Annotated in this window: 18 protein-coding genes and 1 pseudogene; 8 read left to right on the forward strand and 11 right to left on the reverse strand. The window is 50.6% G+C overall.

What is annotated here, in order from left to right:
• Positions 1-147 precede the first annotated feature (147 nt).
• Positions 148-1482 (reverse strand): globin-coupled sensor protein, encoded by a 1335-nt coding sequence (locus tag PsWM33_RS10190; protein WP_082826960.1) that lies wholly within the window; start codon positions 1480-1482, stop codon positions 148-150.
• A gap of 333 nt (positions 1483-1815) precedes the next feature.
• On the opposite strand from PsWM33_RS10190, the gene PsWM33_RS10195 reads away from it, so the two are divergent.
• Together PsWM33_RS10195 and PsWM33_RS10200 are read left to right on the forward strand one after the other, a co-directional pair.
• Positions 1816-2280, forward strand: coding sequence for an RrF2 family transcriptional regulator (locus tag PsWM33_RS10195; protein ID WP_208991675.1), 465 nt, complete (start codon positions 1816-1818; stop codon positions 2278-2280).
• A 196-nt stretch (positions 2281-2476) separates the two neighbouring features.
• Positions 2477-5395: a putative bifunctional diguanylate cyclase/phosphodiesterase gene (locus tag PsWM33_RS10200; RefSeq protein WP_063295024.1), complete on the forward strand. Its 2919-nt coding sequence runs from the start codon at positions 2477-2479 to the stop codon at positions 5393-5395.
• Between the two features lie 775 nt (positions 5396-6170).
• Here the strand turns inward: PsWM33_RS10200 and PsWM33_RS28850 are convergent.
• Together PsWM33_RS28850 and PsWM33_RS10210 are read right to left on the reverse strand one after the other, a co-directional pair.
• A pseudogene (locus PsWM33_RS28850) lies at positions 6171-6365 on the reverse strand (2Fe-2S iron-sulfur cluster-binding protein); the annotation flags it as partial.
• A gap of 161 nt (positions 6366-6526) precedes the next feature.
• Complete coding sequence (locus PsWM33_RS10210; RefSeq protein ID WP_063295026.1) at positions 6527-7345, reverse strand: methyltransferase; 819 nt, start codon at positions 7343-7345, stop codon at positions 6527-6529.
• A gap of 163 nt (positions 7346-7508) precedes the next feature.
• On the opposite strand from PsWM33_RS10210, the gene gltS reads away from it, so the two are divergent.
• Positions 7509-8765: a sodium/glutamate symporter gene (gene gltS, locus PsWM33_RS10215; protein WP_208994504.1), complete on the forward strand. Its 1257-nt coding sequence runs from the start codon at positions 7509-7511 to the stop codon at positions 8763-8765.
• Between the two features lie 38 nt (positions 8766-8803).
• Here the strand turns inward: gltS and PsWM33_RS10220 are convergent, their stop codons facing one another.
• Positions 8804-9280 (reverse strand): hypothetical protein, encoded by a 477-nt coding sequence (locus PsWM33_RS10220; protein ID WP_063286638.1) that lies wholly within the window; start codon positions 9278-9280, stop codon positions 8804-8806.
• Positions 9281-9520: 240 nt separating this feature from the next.
• Between PsWM33_RS10220 and PsWM33_RS10225 the strand changes: the two genes are divergently transcribed.
• Complete coding sequence (locus PsWM33_RS10225) at positions 9521-10117, forward strand: DJ-1/PfpI family protein (protein WP_063300137.1); 597 nt, start codon at positions 9521-9523, stop codon at positions 10115-10117.
• A 50-nt stretch (positions 10118-10167) separates the two neighbouring features.
• On the opposite strand, the gene PsWM33_RS10230 is transcribed toward PsWM33_RS10225, so the two are convergent.
• From PsWM33_RS10230 to PsWM33_RS10245, 4 genes are all read right to left on the reverse strand, one after another.
• Positions 10168-11946, reverse strand: a complete 1779-nt coding sequence (locus PsWM33_RS10230; protein WP_153039922.1) for a M10 family metallopeptidase C-terminal domain-containing protein — start codon at positions 11944-11946, stop codon at positions 10168-10170.
• Between the two features lie 41 nt (positions 11947-11987).
• Entirely contained in the window at positions 11988-12191 is a 204-nt protein-coding gene (locus PsWM33_RS10235) for a hypothetical protein (RefSeq protein WP_063300139.1), read from the reverse strand.
• 478 nt (positions 12192-12669) lie between these two features.
• Positions 12670-13122, reverse strand: a complete 453-nt coding sequence (locus tag PsWM33_RS10240; protein WP_063300140.1) for a cysteine rich repeat-containing protein — start codon at positions 13120-13122, stop codon at positions 12670-12672.
• Between the two features lie 24 nt (positions 13123-13146).
• Complete coding sequence (locus PsWM33_RS10245) at positions 13147-13458, reverse strand: hypothetical protein (protein ID WP_063300249.1); 312 nt, start codon at positions 13456-13458, stop codon at positions 13147-13149.
• 371 nt (positions 13459-13829) lie between these two features.
• Here PsWM33_RS10245 and PsWM33_RS10250 point away from each other — a divergent pair, with 371 nt between their 5' ends.
• The gene (locus PsWM33_RS10250) at positions 13830-14804 is read left to right on the forward strand and encodes a hypothetical protein (protein ID WP_063300141.1); all 975 of its coding nucleotides are present in this window, start codon (positions 13830-13832) and stop codon (positions 14802-14804) included.
• Between the two features lie 81 nt (positions 14805-14885).
• A complete protein-coding gene (locus tag PsWM33_RS10255; protein WP_063300142.1) occupies positions 14886-15371 on the forward strand; it encodes a RidA family protein in 486 nt (161 codons plus the stop codon).
• Here PsWM33_RS10255 and PsWM33_RS10260 read toward each other — a convergent pair.
• Positions 15368-16360 (reverse strand): GlxA family transcriptional regulator, encoded by a 993-nt coding sequence (locus tag PsWM33_RS10260; protein ID WP_063300143.1) that lies wholly within the window; start codon positions 16358-16360, stop codon positions 15368-15370. The two genes, PsWM33_RS10255 and PsWM33_RS10260, sit on opposite strands and share 4 nt — an antisense overlap.
• A gap of 114 nt (positions 16361-16474) precedes the next feature.
• Here PsWM33_RS10260 and PsWM33_RS10265 point away from each other — a divergent pair, with 114 nt between their 5' ends.
• Positions 16475-17266, forward strand: a complete 792-nt coding sequence (locus PsWM33_RS10265; protein WP_082826962.1) for an MBL fold metallo-hydrolase — start codon at positions 16475-16477, stop codon at positions 17264-17266.
• A 30-nt stretch (positions 17267-17296) separates the two neighbouring features.
• On the opposite strand, the gene PsWM33_RS10270 is transcribed toward PsWM33_RS10265, so the two are convergent.
• Complete coding sequence (locus PsWM33_RS10270; RefSeq protein ID WP_063300144.1) at positions 17297-18178, reverse strand: LysR family transcriptional regulator; 882 nt, start codon at positions 18176-18178, stop codon at positions 17297-17299.
• Positions 18179-18306: 128 nt separating this feature from the next.
• Between PsWM33_RS10270 and gstA the strand changes: the two genes are divergently transcribed.
• Positions 18307-18915 (forward strand): glutathione transferase GstA, encoded by a 609-nt coding sequence (gene gstA / locus PsWM33_RS10275; RefSeq protein WP_063300145.1) that lies wholly within the window; start codon positions 18307-18309, stop codon positions 18913-18915.
• A gap of 142 nt (positions 18916-19057) precedes the next feature.
• On the opposite strand, the gene PsWM33_RS10280 is transcribed toward gstA, so the two are convergent.
• Positions 19058-21931 carry a M16 family metallopeptidase gene (locus PsWM33_RS10280; RefSeq protein ID WP_063300146.1) on the reverse strand — a complete coding sequence of 958 codons (2874 nt, stop codon included), beginning with the start codon at positions 21929-21931 and terminating at the stop codon, positions 19058-19060.
• Between the last annotated feature and the right edge of the window lie 87 nt (positions 21932-22018).

The following is a 22018-nucleotide window of genomic DNA, read 5'->3' on the forward strand; positions in this document are numbered from 1 at the left end:
AAGGTGTCCGTTAAAACTGTAAAATGCTGAATTCATAAAGAATGTCGTTTAAATTTCTCAAGGCATGCAGAGCACTGGTGTTTGTCTTTTGGTTGAAAGACAAACACCAGTTTTTTGTAGTGCAGCTAACGCAAGTGCGAAGGCTTTCTATCGCAAGTTGCCGAGGAAAGTGCCAACCGAAGAACGCAGGTCAGCAGCCTGATTGGATAAAATTTGTGCAGCGTCAAGCACACCAGAGGCGGTTTTATCGGTTTCGTCCGCCGCTTTTTGCACTTGGCCGATGCTATCTGACACCTGCGTGGTCCCCAATGCAGCATCCTTGATGTTCACAGCAATGGATTGCGTCGCGATGCCTTGTTGTTCAACCGCACTGGCAATGGCATTCGCGCTGTCATTCATTTCTTCAATGATCACTTTGATCTCAGAGATAGCCTCTTTGGACTCACTTGTGCTCTCCTGAATCCCAGAGATCTGATCGCTGATCTGCACAGTCGCATTCGCTGTCTGCTGAGCAAGCGATTTCACCTCATGTGCAACCACCGCAAACCCTTTGCCCAACTCACCAGCACGCGCCGCTTCAATGGTTGCGTTGAGGGCGAGCAGATTGGTTTGCTCTGATATTTGAGTAATTAAATCAATAATATCACCAATCTCGATTGCCACTTGGGACAGATGATTGACCTGCTGGAAGGCCTTTGTGGATGCGAGTGTCGCGTTGGAGGCTGTAATCGTTGTTTTGTGAACCTGCTCGGCAATCTCGGAAATGGCAGTCCCCAGTTCCTCAGTTGCGGAGCGCACCGCCTCCACGTTTTGAGAGGCATCCAGAGACGCTGCTGCCACGCTGGAACTGATCTCGTTGGTGTGCTCTGAGTTGCCGGAAAGAGAAACTGCAGACCCATGTAGCTGATCTGCAGTGCTGGCAATGGAGGACGTGACTTGGCCCACGGATCCTTCAAAATGCTCTGCAAGGTCCGTTAGAAACTCTTGACGCGCCTCTTCCCCGGTCTGTTCATAAACCGCCAGCGCAAGGTCCATATCAAGCAGAATGACCTTGTTGAGGATGTGAGGCAGGTTCTTGCTTGATCGGCTGGAGCGGGAGAATAAGCCGCCACCAGACTGCTCAAGAAGAGCTGTGCTGAGCAACGTTCCCAACCTGCTGTAAGCTCCGATATACCATTGCGGTGTCAGGCCGAGCCGCTGATGCGTTCTGCCGATCCGCTGCACAGATTGAGCATAGTCATCATCCAACTTCCCGCTGCATATGAGCCGCCAATGCTCATGCTGCTTCTCCCGTGCATGACGCATGTGCTCTTCATTCTTGAAAAACTTCATGGTCTCAGGAAAGTTTCGAATGTGTCTATAAAACTCATCCAAGACCTCCGGCATGATTGCCATGATAATATCTTGGGAGTTTCCAAGTTCTTCCAGTTCTGCCGAAGAAATACAGTGATACTTCAATCGATCATCGATAGTTTCGCTCATTAGAAATCCAAGCTTAATAAATCATAGTTTTCGTTTATTTCAATTATTACGTAAGGAAATATTGGGGTCACGAAAGAGAAAAACGCAAAAAAAGTTACTTACGCTAAGTATAGAAGATAAATTCTAATTGACCCAGCGTAATGGTTCGGATGTGTGTAGTTGGTAATTGTATTTATATTTTGATAACTTTTGATGGAGATCAATGTTCCCATGTGAGTACTGCTCTTTTGTAGTATATGACCGGCGTCAATCAATAAAAATAATACCCCAAATGTTTTTATTAACTGTAATTCGATGAAGCAATTTCAGCTTTAGAGTAAGGTCGAGGTACCTATGAAATTAACTGGGATGACAGATGTAGCGGTACGCATACTGATGCTCATGGCTGTCAACCGGAGCGACAAGTGGACAATTGACCGCTTGTCTGAGGCAACCAACAGCGGGCGCCCTCAGGTCGCCAAGGTCGTGCAGATCTTAAACCGGAAGGGCTACATCAAATCCAGACGAGGGCGATTGGGTGGTCTGATGCTTGCTCATGCACCAGCTTCTATCAACATCGGTAAACTCATCCGGAATGTTGAAGACAACTTCGCACTAGTGGAGTGCTTTGCATGCAATCCTGCCAAACCATGCCCACTATCGGGTGTCTGCCGTTTCGAAGGCAAGCTGAAGCATGCGCTGAACTCTTTCATGGAAGAGTTGGATGCAATCAACTTGACGCAGATTATTGAAAACGCAGATGAAATTAGGACAAGCGTTGAAGTGAACGCTGAGAGAAAGCTAGAGCTCTCTGCCTAGTACGATGCAATTAAAGTGCATTTAACCAACCTGCTTTCGTGAGCATTAACCGACAAAACTCATAGTTTGGTAGTGCTCACGCCTGCTTAAGACAGTTTCGCGACAATCAGGCCTTGTTCATGAGACCTCTGTGCCCTCACGCACGAGGTTTTTGTTCATTTGGCGAATAGCAAACTGTTCGGCGCAGGCAATTTCTATGAGACGAGTCCGGCACTCAATTTCTCTTAAACTAGCAATCATCTCTGTTGTCGCCATTGCTCTATCTTATTTCGCGCTAACATTTCTCGTTGTAATTCAATGGAAAAGAACGCTTCAACTCCAAAGTGAGCAACTCTCTCAAATCGCTGTAAACCAGTTTTCCACCACGCTTGAACGCGATGTTGCGTTGATAAGACACCGTATCCAGTCTCAGCTATCCGAAACCGCAGCCAGCCTTTCTGCCATTGGCGAGCGCGGCGACATCGTAAAAGCCGCAGAAACCCGCGTCTGGGCAGGTGATGTGAACATCCTGTCACTGGTGCAGGAAGGCACGCCGCTTGATGCTATTATCCTGCTGAATTACCGCGGCCAGATCGTCGGAGCATCCAAGCGCGCCGATCCGGGACTAATCCAGAAACAGCTCCTCAAAGTTCATCTGAAACAGTCGCTTAGCACTGTCTGGACACCGTCCACGGGCACAGGCCCAGCCGTCAGATACACGCTTCTTCCAGCCACTCAATTTGGCCCGTTATTGCCGGGGGAGCCTGATGCAGGCGTCTCTCAGGTCCTTTATTCCTCACTCATTGACCCGGGGACCCAGTGGCGCGGAGCCTTGGTGGCGCAGCGTTGGTTTCCCTTCAATTCCGGTGTAATTGACGAATACAGCAAAATCTCAGGTGCCGAGATTGCGATCTTCTATCAGGACAAGCTGGTTGGCGCCTCGCCACATGCACCGGTCGAAGCGCTGCAAATGCCTGAAAACCTGCGTAAACTTAAGATCCTGAATACCGCATTCGAGTTCTGTGACAACGGTCCATCCCCGCTCGTGATTTGCGCCTTCAAGCCACTGGAAGTCTTGCTGGACGCACAGGAACGCCTACGCAATGTGGGCGAAGAGACCAGCGCTCAGACTTTCCAGCGGCTTATCGTTTTGGGCTTCACAGCCTGCCTCATCATCTTCATCGTAGCCCTGTTTGTTTCCCGCAAAATGTCTCAGCCATTGCAGCGCATCGCAGATGCTCTCTCTGATGTGGCCGGAGGGAACTTCGATGTGCGGGTAGAAGGTACCCGAAGAATGGACGAGGTCGGAGAGATTGCCCGCGCCGTCAAAGTGCTCCAAGCCTCCGCTCGTGAGCGCGACAGTTTGCGTCTCAACATCCAGCGCAAGAACAAGGAATTGCGCAAGCAAGAACAGCAATTGGTGAAGCAAAATACGTTATTCGACGCTGCTCTCAACAATATGTCTCATGGGTTGTGTATGTTCGATACACAGAAAAGATTGATTGTGTTTAATCAGCGCTTTGATGACATCTTCGCTTGTGAGCAGGGTGAGGGGAAAATTGGTATGACATGGGACGAAATGGTCCAATGTATGCCGTTGGCTCAGGAGTTCTTGGAGGAGGCAGACGAAAACTCTGTCGCTCAACAGCACTGGCCCAGCTCAGTACGCAGCACCTTCACGCTCACACTGCAAAGCGAGCAGGTCATTCTGATGACGCTTGAACCACAAGATGGCGGTGGCTGGGTTGCTATCTTCGAGGACATCACCGACAGGCAGCGCATCAGTGATCATCTGAGCTATCTTGCAACTCACGATGCCTTGACCAAACTGCCCAATCGCTTGCTGATGAACGAACGCCTGCAAGAGATGAAGCAAGCCGCCCTTGAGCAGGATGAGCACTTTGGCATTTTGTGGATGGACCTCGATGAGTTTAAGACCATCAACGACTCATTGGGCCATGCTGTTGGTGATAAGCTCCTGTGCCACATCGCTAAAATCCTACGCGAACAGGTAACCAACAAAGAGATGGTCGCCCGTCTCGGAGGGGATGAGTTCGCGATCCTATCCAAGTTGCCTGCTTCGCGAGAGGATCTGGAGCAGCTTGCCAAAGAAGTGCTGAAAGTCATTGCTTCTCCATGTTTCCTGGAAGGTCATGAAATCGTGGTCGCTGCGAGTGTTGGGATCGCGACATTCAGCAAGGAACATCAAAACGTGGATGAGCTTATCCGCTTTGCCGACCTTGCTTTGTATCAGGCCAAAAATGATGGCCGAAACACTTTCCGCTTCTTCGAAGATGATATGGCTGCCAAGATTAAGCAACGCCAGACCTTGATCACTGATCTCTATAAAGCTACCGCAAACAGGGAGCTGGAGGTCTACTTCCAACCACAAGTCATACTGGCAACCGGCGAAATCTCGGGGTTTGAGGCACTACTGCGCTGGAACCACCCACGCTACGGTTTCATCTCACCATTTGAATTCATCCCTTTGGCAGAAGAAACCGGTTTGATTCTGGAGATTGGGGCATGGGTGCTGGACGAGGCCTGCTCCCTAGCCGTTGGCTGGCCCAAACGGGTGAACTTGGCGGTCAACCTGTCACCACGCCAAATCTACTGCGAGCAGCTTTTGCCCGTTGTTGATGATGTGCTGGCCCGCACCGGTCTGGATCCCGGACGACTTGAGCTGGAAGTGACAGAAACCGTGTTGCTGGCAGATCATCTGCGCGTGCGCCAGACCTTGGCGAAGCTGCAGCAGATCGGCGTGAAGATCTCCATGGATGACTTCGGAACGGGCTACTCCTCACTGAGTACGCTTCGCCGTTTCCCCTTTGACAGGATTAAAGTCGATAGATCATTCGTGATGAGTATGACTGAGGATGACGACTCCCGCTTCATCGTCAACTCTGTCATAGATCTTGCAAACAGCCTGGGTATTACAACCACGGCAGAAGGCGTTGAAAGCAAAGAGATCTCAGAGCAATTGAAGGCTATGGGATGTACAGAAGCGCAGGGCTACTACTTCGGCAAACCTGCACCACCCAATCAGGCGCTCTTTTGGATGCTGGAAGAAGCGCGCGGCATCACATTGGAAGCTCAGGTCAACAACTCAAAACTGACCAAGAAAGCCGCTGGCTAGATAGTCACTCAGCAGGTTCCATCACAGCGGCATCATCAACGGGTTCTGCCACATCATCCCACGGTTGGAAGTTTGGAATACGCCCGTAAGTGGCTTGTGCCTCAATGAAAACATGCTCAAGGCTGGCAATAAAGTCGCGCGAGCCAGCCATATAAGCCATGTCAAACTCGGTGAGATCTGGCAGCAATGCTTGCAGGGTTTCAGCGGCTCCAATACCTTGCAGGTCTGCAAAGGTCGGCTGTATGCCACGACGGTTCAGCCAGTTAAACACCTGCTGAAACTGGTCTTGTTTCAATGATTGATCCAGAATGAGTATCTTCTCACGGCGTGGCTGTCCCATGACGGAACTCAAAGCCATTGCCCAGATTGGAGGCAGACTGTTCGGTCCAGCAACCATAATCAGTGGCTCATCATCATGCCCAAGAAAGGATGAGCCATAAGGACCGGTAATGCCAACACGTCCCTTCACATCGCCTTTCTTCGCGAGCATCGCAAAAAGATCAGGGGTATTAGCCTGCTCAATGAGGAAAATCAGCGTGTTGAACTCTGTTCCTGCATCCAGCGCAAAACTGGCGAACAGGTTCACCCGCTCCTGGCCGCTAAACTCAACATGGTAATACTGGCCCGGATGCCATGAAATCGGCTTGGTAAAGCTCAGGCGCAATTCGAAGAGGTCTTCGGAAACCTTCCGCACTGCAGAAACATGCCCCTTAAGCGATTGCAACTCAGAGGATGCGGGCAGCATCAGCTCAGCATCGCCAGCAACCGTTGCCTTACAAGCAAGAACAGTGCTTTTCAGCCGAGAGCCATTGGCTTCCACCTCACCGGAAATCACAGTAACACGCGTGCTTTCACAAGTGCTATTCCCGCAGTCACACTGCAAAGCTAGTCCACCGCGCTCAGCGACTTCTAGAAGTGTTTCACCAAGCTTGGCATCAATTGATCTGCCATTGATATTAAGACTGGTCATGGGCACCCATGTTGCTCCGCATATGTGACGGACGTATCTAAGGTTGTGCAAGTTATAGAGCTACACGCTTATTTCCTAGGAGGAAATCTAAGTCATTCGCGACATTAATACAATTTTAACAATTAATAGTCACCTGACTTTATCTAGTTATTTTTACGCCCTTAGCTCTTCTTGTAGGCCGCAATAACCAGATGACCCGGAACTGGCTCACCCTGTTCAAAGCGTACGGTGATCGGCGAAAGATCAAGAATGGTAAAACCACTGCTCTCCAGCAAGCTCCGAACATAGCTCTCAGCGTGCGCAAACCGATGGTACTTGCCCACCATGAAGTTCTGCTCGCCTAACTCCTCTGCAGGAAGTGTCTCGGAGGAAAATGCAAAGACACCATTGGCTTCAATGTTGCCCGCTACACCGGCGAAAAACTCTTCCAGTTCGCCCATGTAGGGCAGCACATCAGTCGCGACGATGAGGTCCCAGCGCTCTTCTTCCTCAACCTTGAGAAATTCAACCACTTCACCCACGTAAAGGTCGTCGTAGATTTCCTTCTCATCCGCAACTTCAACCATCCCCTCGGCAATGTCCACGCCGGTTTTATGGGGTACTAGGTTATTCAGGGCTTCGCCGGAAAGGCCAGTCCCGCAACCAAGATCCAGCAAACGTTTGAAGGAGCCAAGTTCCAGCTTTTCAATCTTGTCGCGCACCATCAGTGGAACGGAATAGCCAAGCTGATCCACCAGAACCATGTCGAACACTTCGGCATGCTGATCAAACAGCGTGCTCACATAAGCATCCGGCGCTTTGAGCGGCGCATTTCCTTTGCCCATACTTGCCAGGCGAACGGCCACGCCACCATGATCTTCCGGATCTAACTCCAGAACTGCTTTGTAGGCTTCAGCAGCCTCGTCAAACTTGCCTGCTTTTTCCAGATCCAGAGCCCGGTTATATGCGTCAGCAAGTGCTTCATTGTCTAGTTTAGTCATGGGGACAGTTGAGCCGCTGTAATATTGAAATTGAAGGTCTTCCTTACACAAGAAATTCTCGAAAATCTACGCAATACATAAGGTTTTGTTGCCGCATCAGAGTAAATAAAATGGATCACCCCGATTAAAATACGCAGATCACTTTTAAACGGCAAGTGAGGTCATGCTGATAGAACCAAGGCTGGTGAACAGTGAGGTCCGTATGGAAGGTGCGCAACCTGAGCTAATTGAGATTGATCCATTTACGACAATCACAATTGCAATCCTTGTTTTGTTTGTCGGACGAGAGCTCGTTCGAAAAAGTGTAGCCCTTCGCAAACTGACGATCCCTGACCCTCTGGCTGGCGGATTGCTGTGCGCCATTCTTGTTACTGTGCTGACGGTCTGGTGGGGTGTGAAACTTAAATTCTCGACAGAACCGATTGATTTCTTTCTGATTTACTTCTTCGCGGCAATTGGCCTTCGTGCAAAGGTGAGTGACCTTCTTACAGGTGGCAAACCACTTATCATTCTCATCATCATTTCCTCGGTGTTCCTTGGCGTTCAGAATTTTGTCGGTATGGGGGCGGCCAGCGTCTATGGCTATCCAGTACACACAGGCATCATCGCCGGGTCAGTCTCGCTATCCGGCGGGGTAGGGACAACGCTTGCATGGGCACCAATTTTTGCTTCAGAACTTGGCGTCGCAAATGCACAAGAGATCGGCATTGCCTGTAACACAGTTGGCATCGTGTCTGCGTGTATCATCGGCGGACCAATTGCTCAGTACCTCATGAAACGGCATAAACTGGCAGGATCCCTCGGCACAGACGAAGCTGTCGGGCAGAATTTCAAGGATGATGGTAAGCTGAATCTGCACTACTACGATGTTCTGGGCGCCGTCTTCTTCATAAACATGGCAATTTTCATCGGCTACATGATGTATCTTGGCCTGCAGGAAGCTGGTGTCGTTATTCCGGTATTCGTGCCAATTCTTGTCGCAGGCATCATCATAAACAACGTGGGCCGCCTGCTGTTTCGCAACTACGACAATGTTGGCCGCGAAAAAGGCATGGCGATGATCTCAGACATCAGCCTCGGTATCTTCCTCAGTATCGCGCTGATGACCATGGACCTGTTGGTGGTCTGGCAGTTTATGGGCTTCGTCGCACTGGTGATGTCTCTGCAAATCGCGCTTGCCATTAGCTATGCACTCTTTATCGTCTTCACCTCCATGGGCAAGGATTATGATGCAGCCGTTATCGCAGCAGGCTTTGGCGGGATAGCGCTCGGTTCCACGGCCACAGCCGTGTTGAATATGACCTCCGTCACCCGTCAGTTTGGTGCATCGCCTAAAGCATTCCTCATTGTGCCACTCACCTGCGGCTTCTTCATTGACCTGATGAACACCTGGGTGATCTCAAACCTGATTGCGCTTTGATGAGCATGAAGTCAAAGCTGAAAACATGGCTGGTGTATTTAAGGTCGCACGAGCAAATACCGCGAGATCGTTGCATACGGTCCAGCCTCATAATGCACCAGCTCCATTGTGTCAGAGTTTATCATGCGCCCCTGCATAGTGCCTGTGTCAGGGTGCTCAACAAGTGTAATGGACGCGCCGTCCCATCCGATCATCCCAATCACGGGTTCTTTGGATTTTGAGACCTCGGACCGCCCATCATGATCTCGCCCAGACCCGGGACTGACCTGCCAGAAGAAAACTCCCTCCAGCACCGGTCCTGTTTGCTCATCTATCCGTAAATGAGAAGGTCCGTTCTCCTGACTTTGGATATCCCGATGCCAGTAAACAGCATCTTTTTTGATCACCACCCATTGCCCGACCAGCTCTGGATAATGCTGTGGCGGCTTGCCATCAATTGCAAAGGCAACAAACGTGGCACACCCCATCATCAGTGCTGCAATCGCAGCCTGAACAGGAAGTTTCCATTGCCCCATTTATGCCTCCCCAACTCAACTTGAACTCACAGGGCAACACATCTCAGCCAAGACCTAAATCCCTGGGATCTGACGTGGTAGTTCAGATCAAAGAAATCTGCTTGTATGGAAGCAAGAGCATCTGTTTTGTCGTTCTCATAAGAAAGGGATAGCCAATCCTGCCTCTGGAACATATAGTGAACAGAGTCTATTGTAAGCGATGGCGATCAACCCGGATGATTGTTCAAAAGGATATTTGAAATGACGAAGATTGCAGTGATCCTCACCCAAGGCTTTGCCGATTGGGAATACGCATTGATTGCTGGCACTGGCGGCCCATTTTTCGGTATGCAGGTTGAGTTCTTCACCCCTCAGGTCGGTGAAGTGAAGTCGCAAGGCGGGCTCGCTGCGATTGTCTCGCGTAAGCTGGATGAGATCAGGACGTTTGAACCAAGTGTTATTGTCGTTGTTGGGGGAACAATCTGGGAAACCGAACAGGCTCCGGATATCGCAGATCTGCTCAGGGCTCACCACGAACGCGGTGGTGCTGTTGCTGGAATTTGCGGTGGCACATTGGCTCTTGCCAGAGCAGGTCTGCTGAATGAAGCGAGACACACATCAAACAACGCAGAATTCCTGCAGCAAAATGCGAAAAACTACAAAGGTGCTGAACACTACCAGTCAAGTGCATCCGCTATCTCGGATCGTGGCGTGATTTCTGCTCCTGGAACGGCCCCGGTATCCTTTTCAGCAGCTGTTCTTGAAGCCGCCGGGCTCGCCACTGATGCTCTTCAGCAGTTTAAGGCCATGCTTGGCGCAGAGCATTTGGAACCAGCAATGGCTGAGGCGTCCTCTTAAGATCTGAGTCAGTGCCCTGGGTTGATAGGGCACTGACCAGTTTCTGCTGACTACACGAAAGCAAAGTCGCTTTCGCCAAGGAGTGCAGCATCCACATTCACCAGAGAAATGGAGTTTGTTCCAAAGGTGATCACGGTATCTCCGCCATCATCAAAGATGGTGAGGTTGGCAAACTCTGCCATGCGGCTCTTGATCATGATGAGATCACTGCCAAGTTCAAAGTCGTTGATGGTGTCATCACCTCCCAGATTGAAGAAGCAGAAGTTGTCAGCGCCTGAACCGCCTGTCAGCGTGTCGTCACCGGCACCTGCAATCAACTTGTCCGCACCGGAGCCTCCGTCCAGAGTATCGTCCCCGGCACCGCCTTTCAGCACATCATTGCCAGAGCCACCACGCAGGGTATCGTGACCGTTTCCGCCAATCAGCTTGTCCTTGCCGCCGTTGCCGAGCAGCGTGTCATTACCAGCTTTGCCAACTAGAGTATTGCCAGCCGCATTGCCGATGATGGTGTCATTGCCACCACTGCCAATCGCGTTTTCAATAACGGCATTGTAAGCAATCGCCAGATTACTTAGGCCACCACCCACATCGGAGAAGGAGCCATCAATGAGGCTGATCATCTGGTTGACCTTACCAGCACCTGACATGTCGATGGTGTCATTGCCACCGGCATCCCAAATGGTCACCGCGCTGGGCATCTTCTCGGAGAAATCGTAGGCACCACCAGCATTGGAGTTGTAGCCGTAGACCGTGTCATCCGCACGGGTGGTCATATTCACCCCGTAAAGCTGCTGAAGTGCCAGCACATCCAGCGGCATGAGCGTGTCCGGGAAGCCACCGTAGCCGAGGTTGGAATCGGCGTTACTCTCATCAAAATAGCTCATCACAGAATACTGCTGCGTATCCTGACGGAACTGAGCATGTTCATCATAAGTAATGCGAACACCCGGACCCGCATTGTAGTCCCCCGGATGCGCCAGCCCCACAGCATGGCCGATCTCGTGCATAACAGCAAAGTGGCTGTAAGAGCCGGTTGGCAACTCATCGGTTGAGACACTGTTCGTGTTCAGCCAGACGTCGCCTTCATTCTCACCTGCGTCCGGTGAACCTGGGTAGTAAGCATAGGCACCAGCACCATCCGTGGTGGAGTTGTAGTTGGAAAACAGCATGGTCGCATCGTCGGTGTATCCGTCCGGGTTCACCCGATCAAACGAGATATTGGCAATTTCTGAGTAGGAGGCCAGGACCTTCTCAATAGCTGCAATCTGTTCATCAGTGACGTGTGCAAACGTGTCTTCAACCCCGTTATTGTTCTCACGGAAGCCATAAGTCACTGTCGCAGCTGTACCCGGTCCACTCCACGAGAGGCCAGGGCGAAGCAAGGCACCAGCACCCATATTGCCGTCATAATAAGCTTTGTCGCCTTCTACGGCAGACAAGCCGTACTGTCCGGTGCCCTGATCACCATAGGACGCCACATCAAGATAGAAAGTTCCGCTGGTTGCTGCGGTAAACGTAATGGTGGAGTGTGTGCCCGGTCCTCCATCATCGTCATCCACCAACAAGTTCCCATCGGCGTCCCGCAGGCGCAGATAAGGATCGTCCAAGCGGCTTTCGCCATCAAAAGTGCCAATAGCAGCAAAGGTATAGGTCTGCCCGGCAACCAGCTCGACTTCATACCAGTCGTGGTCGCCATCACTGGTAATAGTGCCCTGAACTGTCTCGAAGATATTGTTGTCCGATCCTTGCGCATCCTGCCCCGTGTCCCTCAAACGGTAGGATGTGGACGCGTTGTCTGCGGCATCTCTGGTCTCATAGAGATTTGTCATTATGTTTCTCCAGCTTAAAATGGACATTCAGATGAATGAGTTCATTTTTGCTGGGGCTTCGGAAGGTTGTCCGTCCGCCCAGCATCTTCCAGGCACGCACGTTCCACTTGCTCAATGGCATATTGAACAGTCCGCTGTTGCTCCTTGCTGCTTTGCAAGGGGCTGCCAGCCACAGCCTCCTTCAACCGTTCAATGGCATAGGAACAAGTGGGTTTTGAGTAGGGCCGGTCAGGATTAACCGGCATTGAGGCTCTCACTCCGAAAGCGGAAAAACAGAAAGCAACAACCGCAATAAGCAATCTGGCGTTCTTCATGTGTCACAGCATCCAGTTCAAAAGCTCATGGACCATCAGAGAAGAGCAAAACACAGGTCAGGCAACAAACAATAGTTATTCATGACCGGTAGAAATGACGTCTACCGATGACCTCCCACACATTATGTAATTATCATGCGTACATGAATTTACTAGCAGTTGACGTAGGGGCAGAAAAACGAAATATCCTTAGGCGAATATATGCAAAAAGCATTATTCATCAAAGATCTGGTATTATTGATAGATTAGGTAGATTTATCGTGCATTATTATCAACTAAAATGACATCAATTAATGTAATTATATTGCGCTCGTGAGGGGTGGTTTAGTTTTATTCATTAGATTTCACGTGGATGAGCTGGCTGATTAACTGATTTTTCTAATCAGCCAGCAAGTCTACGCTACGGCAATCAAGAGTCTTTTTCTTTCAGGCCAAACTTCTCACTGAAGACTTCGATCACTTCTTTGCACTCAGCGCCTACTTTATCCTGCTTCTCACTCAGGCAGGTTAGGACACGACCACCGCCAACTGCTGTTTCTGAACATTGAGCTTCAATATCTGGAGCACAAATTGCCAGAGCCTGTCTGGCGTTCGCGAAGAAGAAGTCCAGGGCATCGGCGAAATCATCAATCGCAGTGGAGCATTGCTTACTGAGTTTATCCTCGTAGGCATACATGCATGCAAAAATGCGACCTTCTCCGGGTGTCACTTCCTTACAATGAGATTTTATCTCTGGTTCACAGGCTTCAAAAACGCCTTGGGCTGCATTCTTTCCTGCTGTATCCTGCGCCATCGCATTGTGTCCGGTGGCCGCAACCAACAAGCCAAGACCGAACAAGACAGCTCCGAGTGATTTAATCATTTTGGGGTCTCCAGAATAGAAAAATTACGGATTAACAACGATATAGACAGTCACGCCGTTTTGAAGGACAGGTCTGTAATAGACGCCGCCACAATTGTAGTAAGAATTGTATGGGCTGCAGCCAGATATGGACTGACGATAGTTGGTGCGTCTGGATGTTCTGCGAGATGTTCGCCGTGAGACGCGTCTTGATTGATTGAGATGAGGGTTTTGGGCGTTGGCTTTGCCGACAGAAAAGAGGAGAGCCACGCCTGTTGGAAGCTCGGTAAAGTCGATCTGGCTGGTATAGCCGAGTGATCCTGCGATGACCGCTGCTGCGAGTAATTTCAGTCGCATGTTTGTTTCCCTGAGTTGATGTGGTCTTTGGCACCAAACCAGTCCGATGAACGGGTGCGCTGGAATTTTGCCAATCGCTTCAGCCATCGGCTTCCACGCATTTGAAGATGCTTAGGGACAAACGTTAGAGTTATCTTTCAGGGGTTACTCGTGTTTTAGGCATACAAAACCTCAGGGCACTTCGCAGGGCAACGGTTCAAGTCAGCATCAAGTTTTCATGGGGCAAAAGCTTCAAGTTTGCTCAAAGCTTGAGAGATCTCCTTCAAACCGTTTTCACTCAATCTCTCATATATGGAGGCAAGAGCTTTCTAGCTAAGCATAATGGATCGTAAAGAAATTAAGCTGTCACCGCATTGGTCTGGAGTTGCTAAATGTCGGATGTAGACGCACAAATCATCCCGCCAGAGGTTGAGGCCTGGGCAGATAATGTACTAAGCGCTTGTAATCTCAAATGGAACGGTCCGACGAAAAGTTTTGATCGCGAACCTAAAGAGAACCTGCGCATTGATGGCAAAACGCCCGTCGCGGATCACATCAATTACCTACGCAAAACATTGAAGGATACATATGCCAGACGATCTGAGATTGCAGGCAAGGCGAAACTTGACCGAGAGCTTGCGGTGCACCTCCAACACTTTGATCAGGCCTATGTCGCAGTTGATAGTAATATCGACAAAGCACAGGCCAGTATGGGCAGCGGCGACGCAGGAGGCGCAATCAGTGATGCTGTGGACCAGCTCGAGTTCATGAGGGATGCGCTGGAAGCAGCTTATTACTCCGCAGCAAAAGACCCGGAAGAAGCCTACGCCGAGTTGCGTGAGAAAATTGATGCTGCCAAGGCTGAACTGGACGAGCTGGGTAAGGAAAAAGAAAAAAATCAGGATGATAACGCCCGAGAAGAGTTTGAGGACATCTACTCAGAAGCCAAGGATGGGCTGGATCAATCTTTGAAGACGTTGGAAGCTGACAAATTCCTCGAAGCTGAAGAAGAGTTGGAAGAAGCCAAAACCGTGATGCTCGATTTGCGACCTGGCAACAGTGAGGATATCGCCAAACGGAAGAAAGAGTATCAAGCTGCTGCCGAGGATGCCCAAAAGAACATCAAAAACCTGTCTGGCAAGCTGGGTACTTTGAGTAATCCGGACAAAGTCGCCGAATTCAACAAACATAAAGCCTCTGCAAACAAGTTGATCAAGAAGGTCGAGACCGCTCTCAAGAACGGCAAGGTCAAATCTGTGCGTTCAGATATTCCGAAGCTGAAAGGTGAAGTTGAAAAGATGAAAGCTTGCTTCAAGGTAGAGCCAAAAGCAAAAGCACCGCCCAAGGTCAAATCCGGCAAAAAGTAACCCTAGGTGCAAGCTGAGCAAATGGCTGCTGGTCAACACGCAGCCAACGACAGAGCAACATAATCAGGAAATGAGTGCCCCATGAAAACCACAGGCAAAGCCCTCGCGATGTGCGCTGCAATCTTGTTGAGTGGCTCAGCATTGGCTGCAGAGACTGACCAGAAGACCGTCATCAATCCAGACACCCTGTCGGATTCAACCAAGTCTGGGTACGCGCAGATTGTCGTTGTCGCTCCGGGTGCTCGCATCGCATATGTGGCTGGTCAGGTGGGCATTTCCAAGGATGGATCAAACACCTTTGAAGAACAGGTCGACCGGACTTTCGACAACCTGATCAAAGCGCTCGAAGCTGCTGGGAGCAGTGTGGAAGACACGGTGAAAATCACCGTACTGATTAAAGATCATGACCAGTCCAGACTGGATTATGTCAACAAAAAGCGTCGCGAAATCTTTGGTGCCAGCCCACCAGCAAGCACACTCATTCCAGTGCCGGTCCTTGCGACCGATATTATCGAGTTCGAAGTGGATGCCATTGCAGTTGTGCCAGAAAAAGCACCTGTTGATTAAGGTACTTGCCTGCGAAACTTCTGCCTGTACTGGGCTGGTGAGACGCCAACCTGCGCAAGGAACGAGCGCCTAAATGCGTTCTCGTCAGAATAGCCCAATGCCTCAGAAATCGTGGCTATTGGTGTCGTCGTATACTCCAACTGAGACTTCGCACGCTCACAGCGGATGTTCAAAATGAATTGCTGCGGAGACAGTGACAGTTCTCGCTTAAAGTGCCGCAACAGGCTGCGTGTGCTCATACCCAAAAAGCCAGCAAGCTCCTGTACTTTGAGGGGGCGTGAGGATAAATTGTTCTGCACCCATTGGTCCGCACGTTCAATCGTCTCATCCCGTGTTTTTTCATGCCACGGGATCATGAAGGGCTGCTGCAAGCCTCGGTTTTCTTCAAGAACCATAAATCGCGCACATAATCTGGAAAGGGCAGGGCCTTCCAGCCGGTTGATGAGATGTAGCGCAAGGTCCAGAGAGGAAGTGCCCGCAGCGCTGGTAATGACATTGCCTGCATCAACGAGAATCTCATCACCGGCCAGCTCCACACCTTCATAAGCCGCGCTAAATTCCTTCTGCTTCCACCAGGTTGTTGTGGCCTGCTTTCCCTCTAGCAGTCCCGCTTCAGCGAGTAGAAACGTGCTGGTACAACTCGCAGCGATGATGCTGCCGTTTTGAGAATGGTGCTGAAGTTGCTCAGCAACACCACGGAACCAGTTTGTGCTGATCGTACATTGCGGCGCTGAGGTCGTGCCAATGCCGGGAAGAAACACCACATCAGGCGCAAAAATCTCCTCTAAGGAGCCATCAGGGGTCACTAAAATACCGTTTGAAGATCGAACTGGCTCGCCATCTAAAGAGTAAGTCTGGACCTGAAACGGCATGACCTCGTCGCCACGCACCTCTGCAATCTGGTTTGCAGTCTTGAATATGTCTGCGGACCCAAAGGCTGCGAGCCCCAGAAAGTTCTCCAGCAGAAAAATTGCAATGGTTGAAGTCATGCTCAAATCTCATATGGCGGATTATGTATGATTTGTGTCTAGTCGGACTATATCAAATTCCCAGCCAAAAACTAGGATCAACGGACCAAGGTCAGGTTAGAGCAGTAGGTCAGGATGAAACTTCACTTTCTTCGCAATGCAACCCTCATCATTGAGCACAAGCAACACCGCATACTGGTTGATCCCATGTTGGGTAAGGTTGGATCACTGCCAAGCTACAGCTTCATCCGACATAAAAGCCTGAGAAATCCGATGGTTCCGCTGCCTGATGGTGCGCAGCAGCATCTTGAGGGTCTGACAGCGGCACTGGTAACGCATTGTCAGCTCGGCCATTCAGATCATTTGGACGGTGCAGCAAAGAAACTGCTGCTCTCAAAGAAAATCCCGACTTACTGCCGATTGGATGATGAGGAATTTATTGGTAAAAGGGTAATTCCCACCGTGCCGCTGAAGGATGAACAACGCCAACCCTTCTTCGACGGTTACATCACTCCAATCCCAACAGTGCACGGATACGGCTGGATTGCCGGATTCATGGGCCCGGGCGTGGGGTACTTTCTCGAGCTCCCCGATGCACCCTCGCTCTACATTTCCGGAGACACTGTCCTCACCAAAGATGTTCGCCACTGCCTCAAAACCTTGAGGCCCGACATTGCAGTTGTCGCAGCAGGCAACGCAAGTCTGGATATCGGCAAGGACATCCTCATGTCGCTGGATGAGATCATGGAGTTCATCAGACTAGCGCCGGGACAAGTTATCGCAAACCATCTGGAGGCCATAAACCATTGCCCTGTAAAGCGAACGCAGCTGCGGGATCTGGCACAAAAATCTGGTGTCAGTGACAAACTCCTGATCCCGGCAGACGGTGAAACACTCATGTTCAGCAAACAGCCGGAGTTCGCCTGACTGTAATGAGGCGATCCGGCGCCTGCCTGCTCAGCCCTCGGTTCCAATCAGGTCATCCCAGATGGCTTGTGCGACAACGCCAACGTCTCTGTCGCGCTTCCGGATCTGAAACAGGCGGGACTGGCGTGGCTGGAAGCCTTCAACGTTCAGCTGAACCAGTTCACCACGTGCCAGTTCCTCTTTGATCATGTGCTCAGGTATGCCACCCCAGCCAAGTCCAGCTTTCAATATCTCCTTTTTGGCTACAGTGTCTGTCACCGTCCAACGCAATCCTCCAGGCAACAAATCCTTGCTTTGAGTAAGGGCTCCACTGCCACTGTCTGCCACAACAATCTGAGTATAACTCTGCATTTCAGTGGCCGATTTCATATGCATGCTCTGTGCGGGCTCAAAATCGGGATGTGCGACAGGTAAAATGGTGACATCGGCAAACGAAACCGCCTCTACTCGCTCCTCGGGAACACCATCCATAGTGGCGATAATGATGTCAGCACTGCCACTTAGCAGTCGTTCAATCAGACCACTCAGGTTCTCTCGAGAAAGATGAATATGTGTTGCGGGGAACTCTGATCGTACACGACCAATGATACCCAGAGTAGGTTGTAAAGGCAGAGTTGCAGCAATTGCGAGCGAGACCTCAGCCTCTTGCTTGGCATTGAGTGTTTTTGCCAAACTCCCTAGCTCGTTCATCTGTTGCATCACCCGAATGGTTTGTCTGTAAAAGATTTTTCCTGCCGAAGTCAGCTTCGGACGATAGTCCTCTCTGGATAGCAAGACTATATCAATCTCCGCCTCCAGTTTTTTGAGCATGTGACTTATGGCGGATTGAGACTTGTTTAAACGCTCCGCTGCACCGCGAAAAGTTCCTTCAGTCACAATGGCATGTAAAACAATCAGTTGCTCGTAGGTCATAGACACTGCTCACTAAACATGATTATAAAAAATAATCATTATCGTGAAAACTTAATATTATCAATCAATCATGAGGGTTGATATCCCTCGGGGTCTGAAAATAAAAACCTTGAGAAAAGAGCCTTCCCATGAAATTGTTTTACAAACCCGGCGCATGCTCACTGGCAACACACATCACACTGAATGAGATTGCCATATCATACGAGATTGATCGCGTTGACACTGAGGCCGGAAAAACCAGCACTGGTCTCGATTTCAAAACCATCAACCCAAAAGGTTATGTTCCTGCACTTCTGCTGGAATCGGGTGAGGTGCTCACTGAAGGTGCTGCAGTCCTGCAATACCTTGCAGACACACATCCAGAACACGGGCTCGCGCCCAAAGCAGGCAGTGTTGCTCGTGCACGGTTGCAGGAATACCTGAACTTCATCAGCTCCGAGCTCCACAAGGCTTTCACTCCGCTATTTACACCATCCGCATCTGTGCAGGAAAAAGAAATCGCTGCAAAAAGTGTAGGGGCCAAATTGGACTGCTTTGAGAGCCTGTTTAGTGATGGTAGATCCTATCTATTGGGTGAGAGCTTCTCAGTTGCGGATGCCTACCTCTTCGTTGTCTGTAGCTGGCCGCGCCTTGTCGGTATAGATCTGAAGAACTGGCCAAACCTTGCGGAATTTGCAGAACGGGTCAGCCAACGCTCATCGGTTCAGGCAGCAATGAAAGCTGAGGGGCTGATCTGATAAGCATCTCGCCGGTTTATGTAAAAACTTATGCTTATAAGCGGTTGTCTTGATGGTCAGACAATAGATGATCATCAACAGCGTTTGTGACAGACCTCGGAAAAGAAACGCAGGGCATTGGCTCTGCGTTTTCTATACTGCTTCATTCTGGCAGAATCTTCAGCGTCACATTCCGGTCTGGCACCAGAAAATCTGATGCTGCCACGACCAGATCGTCCGGGGTGATCTGCTCCAGAATTGTCGTGTAATTCTGATAGCGCTGGATTGCCTCAGGATAGCTTACAGCCTGACTTGCCAGTTCAAACCACAGCCCATTGCTGTGTTCGGCATTGTTCATGGCTTCCAGAATAGGCTGACGCGCACGCAGCAACTCATCCGCTGTGATGTTGCCCTTCACGTGCAGCTCTTTGACGATATCCTGATAAACAGTCTCCGCCGCATCCACATCATCCAGTTTCAACTTGCTGGACATTCCAATATAGCCGAAGCCTTTGATTGTGTTGGAGTTCATGCTGAACGCATAAGGGCTGTAAGTCGCGCCCATAGCCTCACGCAGTTTATCGCGCAGACGAAGCTCTATGACGCCCTGCAACAACTGCAGCGTATAGCTCTGCGTTGCATCTGCATCATCGCTGGTTTTCCAATAATGCTGCAAAAGCGCCGCGTCACTGTCACCCTCATGGGTCAAAGATACAGCCTGCGCCTCAGGAAACTCAATACCAGTTGCGTAGCTATGCTTTGGCGCCTCAAAGGATTGCTGCAAAGCACCGAAAGTCTCGGCAACCGCATCCAGAGCGGTTTGGACCTCAAGGTCGCCTACAATACCAATCTCGATCGGGCCCTTTTGAGCGATGCGAGAGATGATTGGCTTCAGCTCCTCATAGTTCCGCTCCAGCAGAGCTTCTTCACTTCCTGCACCCCAGCGTTTGTCGCCGCTATGCAAAATGCGGGAGAACTCGCGGCCACGAACAGCCTCAGCAGAGCTGCGGAAGTTCTTGTAGGTCTCTTTCAGGCTCTTTTGGTAAAACGCTTGCCCCTCAGGACGATAAGCCGGATCCGTCAAATACGCTGCGACCACCTGCAATTGCAGCTTCAGATCGTCCGGCGTTGTTCCGTATTGCCCGGAAATTCCATCTTCGCCAAAGGAAAGACCAACGCCAACTTGTGTACCAGAAAGAACCTTGTCCAGATCAGCAACCGAGTACTTGCCAAGACCGCCAACAATAAACGCACTCTGGAAGAATCCGGCCAAACCATCTTTATCAGCCGGCAGGTCTTCAATACCGCGACCCGTGCGCAGGGAGACAAACACCTTACCCTTGTCAAAGTCCGTCTGCTTGAAGTTCAGCACCACGCCGTTTTCAAAAGTATAAGAGCGGATCTGCCCAAAACTGCTGATTGTCTGCTGGGCAACTTTGCCTTTGGGGCCAAAGCTTTCATAGTCAAAGCTGGTCAGCGACTTGGCTTCAAAGGCTGCAACTGGCTGCTTCTGGCTCTCTTCAAACACGGAAAGAATGGTCTCTTCTGCATTTGGAAAGGTTTCGGCAGTTGTCATAAACAGGTTTGGTTTTGCACCTTCCCAAAGCTCAAGCAGTGCCTTTGAGACTTGCCGCGCTTTCAGATCAGAAAAGTGTTTCTGGAAGAAGGCCAGATCATCGGCAGAGGATGTGGTGACGCTCTCATTGAGCACATCGCGCACGAGAACATTGGCGATTGCGCGGTTTGGAATAGTCTCTTCCGCTTTCACCGCAACTTCCAGTGAGTTGAGCCGGTTCACCAACTGCCGGTCAACTTCTTCCTGTGTCACGCCATAAGCCAGTGTTTGCCGCAGTTTCTGCTCCAGCAACGCAAAACCGTCCTGCCACTTGTCGGTGGCAACGGTCGCGCTGGCAACAACGGTGTTGGCAAAGTCTTCGCTGTAATAATCCGTGCCGGCAGTGACCATGGTATCGTGAGAGGCAAGGGCTGCATCGCGCAGCCGCTCTTTCAAAATACTGATCCCGATCCTGCGCAGCGTGTTCTGAATGCGGTTCTGCTGGTTATCAATCAGCTCTTGAGAAGGTTTGACGAGATAAATGCTCAACACGGTAGGCAAAGACGGTTCTACAAAAAGCGCAGCACGCGGGGCTTCGGCAACCTTCAATCTCCCAAAATCCGGCTCTTCGCTGTCCAGCTGCTCTGCATTCGCAGGGCGCTCCCAATCCGCAAAGTGCTTTTGAATGGCAGCTTCTGTTGCTTCAACATCAATATCGCCAGTCACAACCACTGTGGTCCGACCGGGCGTGTAGTAGCTCTCATAAAAATCACGCAGGGTTGCCTGGTCAACGGCATCAATGCCGTCCATTGTGCCAACCGGCAGCAAGGTGCGCTGTTTAATGCCCGGATAAAGGTAATCAAATCTGGCAACCAGCGCGTCATAGCCCGGGCCGTAATTGCCGCGCACTTCAGAGGCGACAACACCGCGCTCACGGTCAATCGCACTTGTTGAGAGCGTCAGTTCACTTGCTGTCTCACGCATAATAAACAGCGCAGTGTCCAGCAACTCCGCATCTGCTGAAGGCAGAGAGAGACGATATGTAGTGTTGTTCAGAGTGGTCGCTGCGTTGGTGCCTGCGCCAAAGGCCAGCCCTGCGCGCTCCAGCAACGCAACCATCTCGCCTTCCGGCACATTGCTAGAACCGTTAAACGCCATGTGCTCCAGATAGTGGGCAGCACCCGGTTCTGCCCCTTTTTCCAAAGAGGAGCCAGCATCAACCGCCATACGAACCTCAATCTGGTTCTTGGGGGATTGGCTCTGAACCAGCAAATACCGCATACCATTGGGCAGCTGACGAGAGATTATTCTGGGATGCAGTTTAAGGTCAGTCTCAGGAAACCAATAGGACTGCTGATCTTGGGCAACCTGCAACGTGGGCTTGGGCTGAGGCGCCGCGGCATCCTGCGCATAAACAGGAACAGAAAAGACCAGTCCAGTGCTCAGCAGTGCTGGCACCATAAGGTGTCTGATTACGTGCATTATTGTTTCCCTGCGCCCTGCCCAAATTGCCTATGTGCTCTTGTAGTGGTGTTCCCGGTGTGAAGATGTTCACGAAAGCACACCCCC

Source organism: Pseudovibrio sp. WM33 (genome assembly GCF_001623165.1).
Taxonomy (GTDB): domain Bacteria; phylum Pseudomonadota; class Alphaproteobacteria; order Rhizobiales; family Stappiaceae; genus Pseudovibrio.

Excerpts from the sequence above, each read along its gene's own strand:
- PsWM33_RS10265 (WP_082826962.1), top strand. The coding sequence starts at position 16,475 with ATGAAACTTCACTTTCTTCGCAATGCAACCCTCATCATTGAGCACAAG.
- PsWM33_RS10260 (WP_063300143.1), bottom strand. The coding sequence starts at position 16,360 with ATGACTTCAACCATTGCAATTTTTCTGCTGGAGAACTTTCTGGGGCTC.
- PsWM33_RS10230 (WP_153039922.1), bottom strand. The coding sequence starts at position 11,946 with ATGACAAATCTCTATGAGACCAGAGATGCCGCAGACAACGCGTCCACA.
- PsWM33_RS10195 (WP_208991675.1), top strand. The coding sequence starts at position 1,816 with ATGAAATTAACTGGGATGACAGATGTAGCGGTACGCATACTGATGCTC.
- PsWM33_RS10280 (WP_063300146.1), bottom strand. The coding sequence starts at position 21,931 with ATGCACGTAATCAGACACCTTATGGTGCCAGCACTGCTGAGCACTGGA.
- gltS (WP_208994504.1), top strand. The coding sequence starts at position 7,509 with ATGCTGATAGAACCAAGGCTGGTGAACAGTGAGGTCCGTATGGAAGGT.
- PsWM33_RS10210 (WP_063295026.1), bottom strand. The coding sequence starts at position 7,345 with ATGACTAAACTAGACAATGAAGCACTTGCTGACGCATATAACCGGGCT.
- PsWM33_RS10250 (WP_063300141.1), top strand. The coding sequence starts at position 13,830 with ATGTCGGATGTAGACGCACAAATCATCCCGCCAGAGGTTGAGGCCTGG.
- PsWM33_RS10190 (WP_082826960.1), bottom strand. The coding sequence starts at position 1,482 with ATGAGCGAAACTATCGATGATCGATTGAAGTATCACTGTATTTCTTCG.
- PsWM33_RS10270 (WP_063300144.1), bottom strand. The coding sequence starts at position 18,178 with ATGACCTACGAGCAACTGATTGTTTTACATGCCATTGTGACTGAAGGA.
- PsWM33_RS10240 (WP_063300140.1), bottom strand. The coding sequence starts at position 13,122 with ATGATTAAATCACTCGGAGCTGTCTTGTTCGGTCTTGGCTTGTTGGTT.
- PsWM33_RS10255 (WP_063300142.1), top strand. The coding sequence starts at position 14,886 with ATGAAAACCACAGGCAAAGCCCTCGCGATGTGCGCTGCAATCTTGTTG.
- PsWM33_RS10245 (WP_063300249.1), bottom strand. The coding sequence starts at position 13,458 with ATGCGACTGAAATTACTCGCAGCAGCGGTCATCGCAGGATCACTCGGC.
- PsWM33_RS10220 (WP_063286638.1), bottom strand. The coding sequence starts at position 9,280 with ATGGGGCAATGGAAACTTCCTGTTCAGGCTGCGATTGCAGCACTGATG.
- PsWM33_RS10235 (WP_063300139.1), bottom strand. The coding sequence starts at position 12,191 with ATGCCGGTTAATCCTGACCGGCCCTACTCAAAACCCACTTGTTCCTAT.
- gstA (WP_063300145.1), top strand. The coding sequence starts at position 18,307 with ATGAAATTGTTTTACAAACCCGGCGCATGCTCACTGGCAACACACATC.
- PsWM33_RS10225 (WP_063300137.1), top strand. The coding sequence starts at position 9,521 with ATGACGAAGATTGCAGTGATCCTCACCCAAGGCTTTGCCGATTGGGAA.
- PsWM33_RS10200 (WP_063295024.1), top strand. The coding sequence starts at position 2,477 with ATGAGACGAGTCCGGCACTCAATTTCTCTTAAACTAGCAATCATCTCT.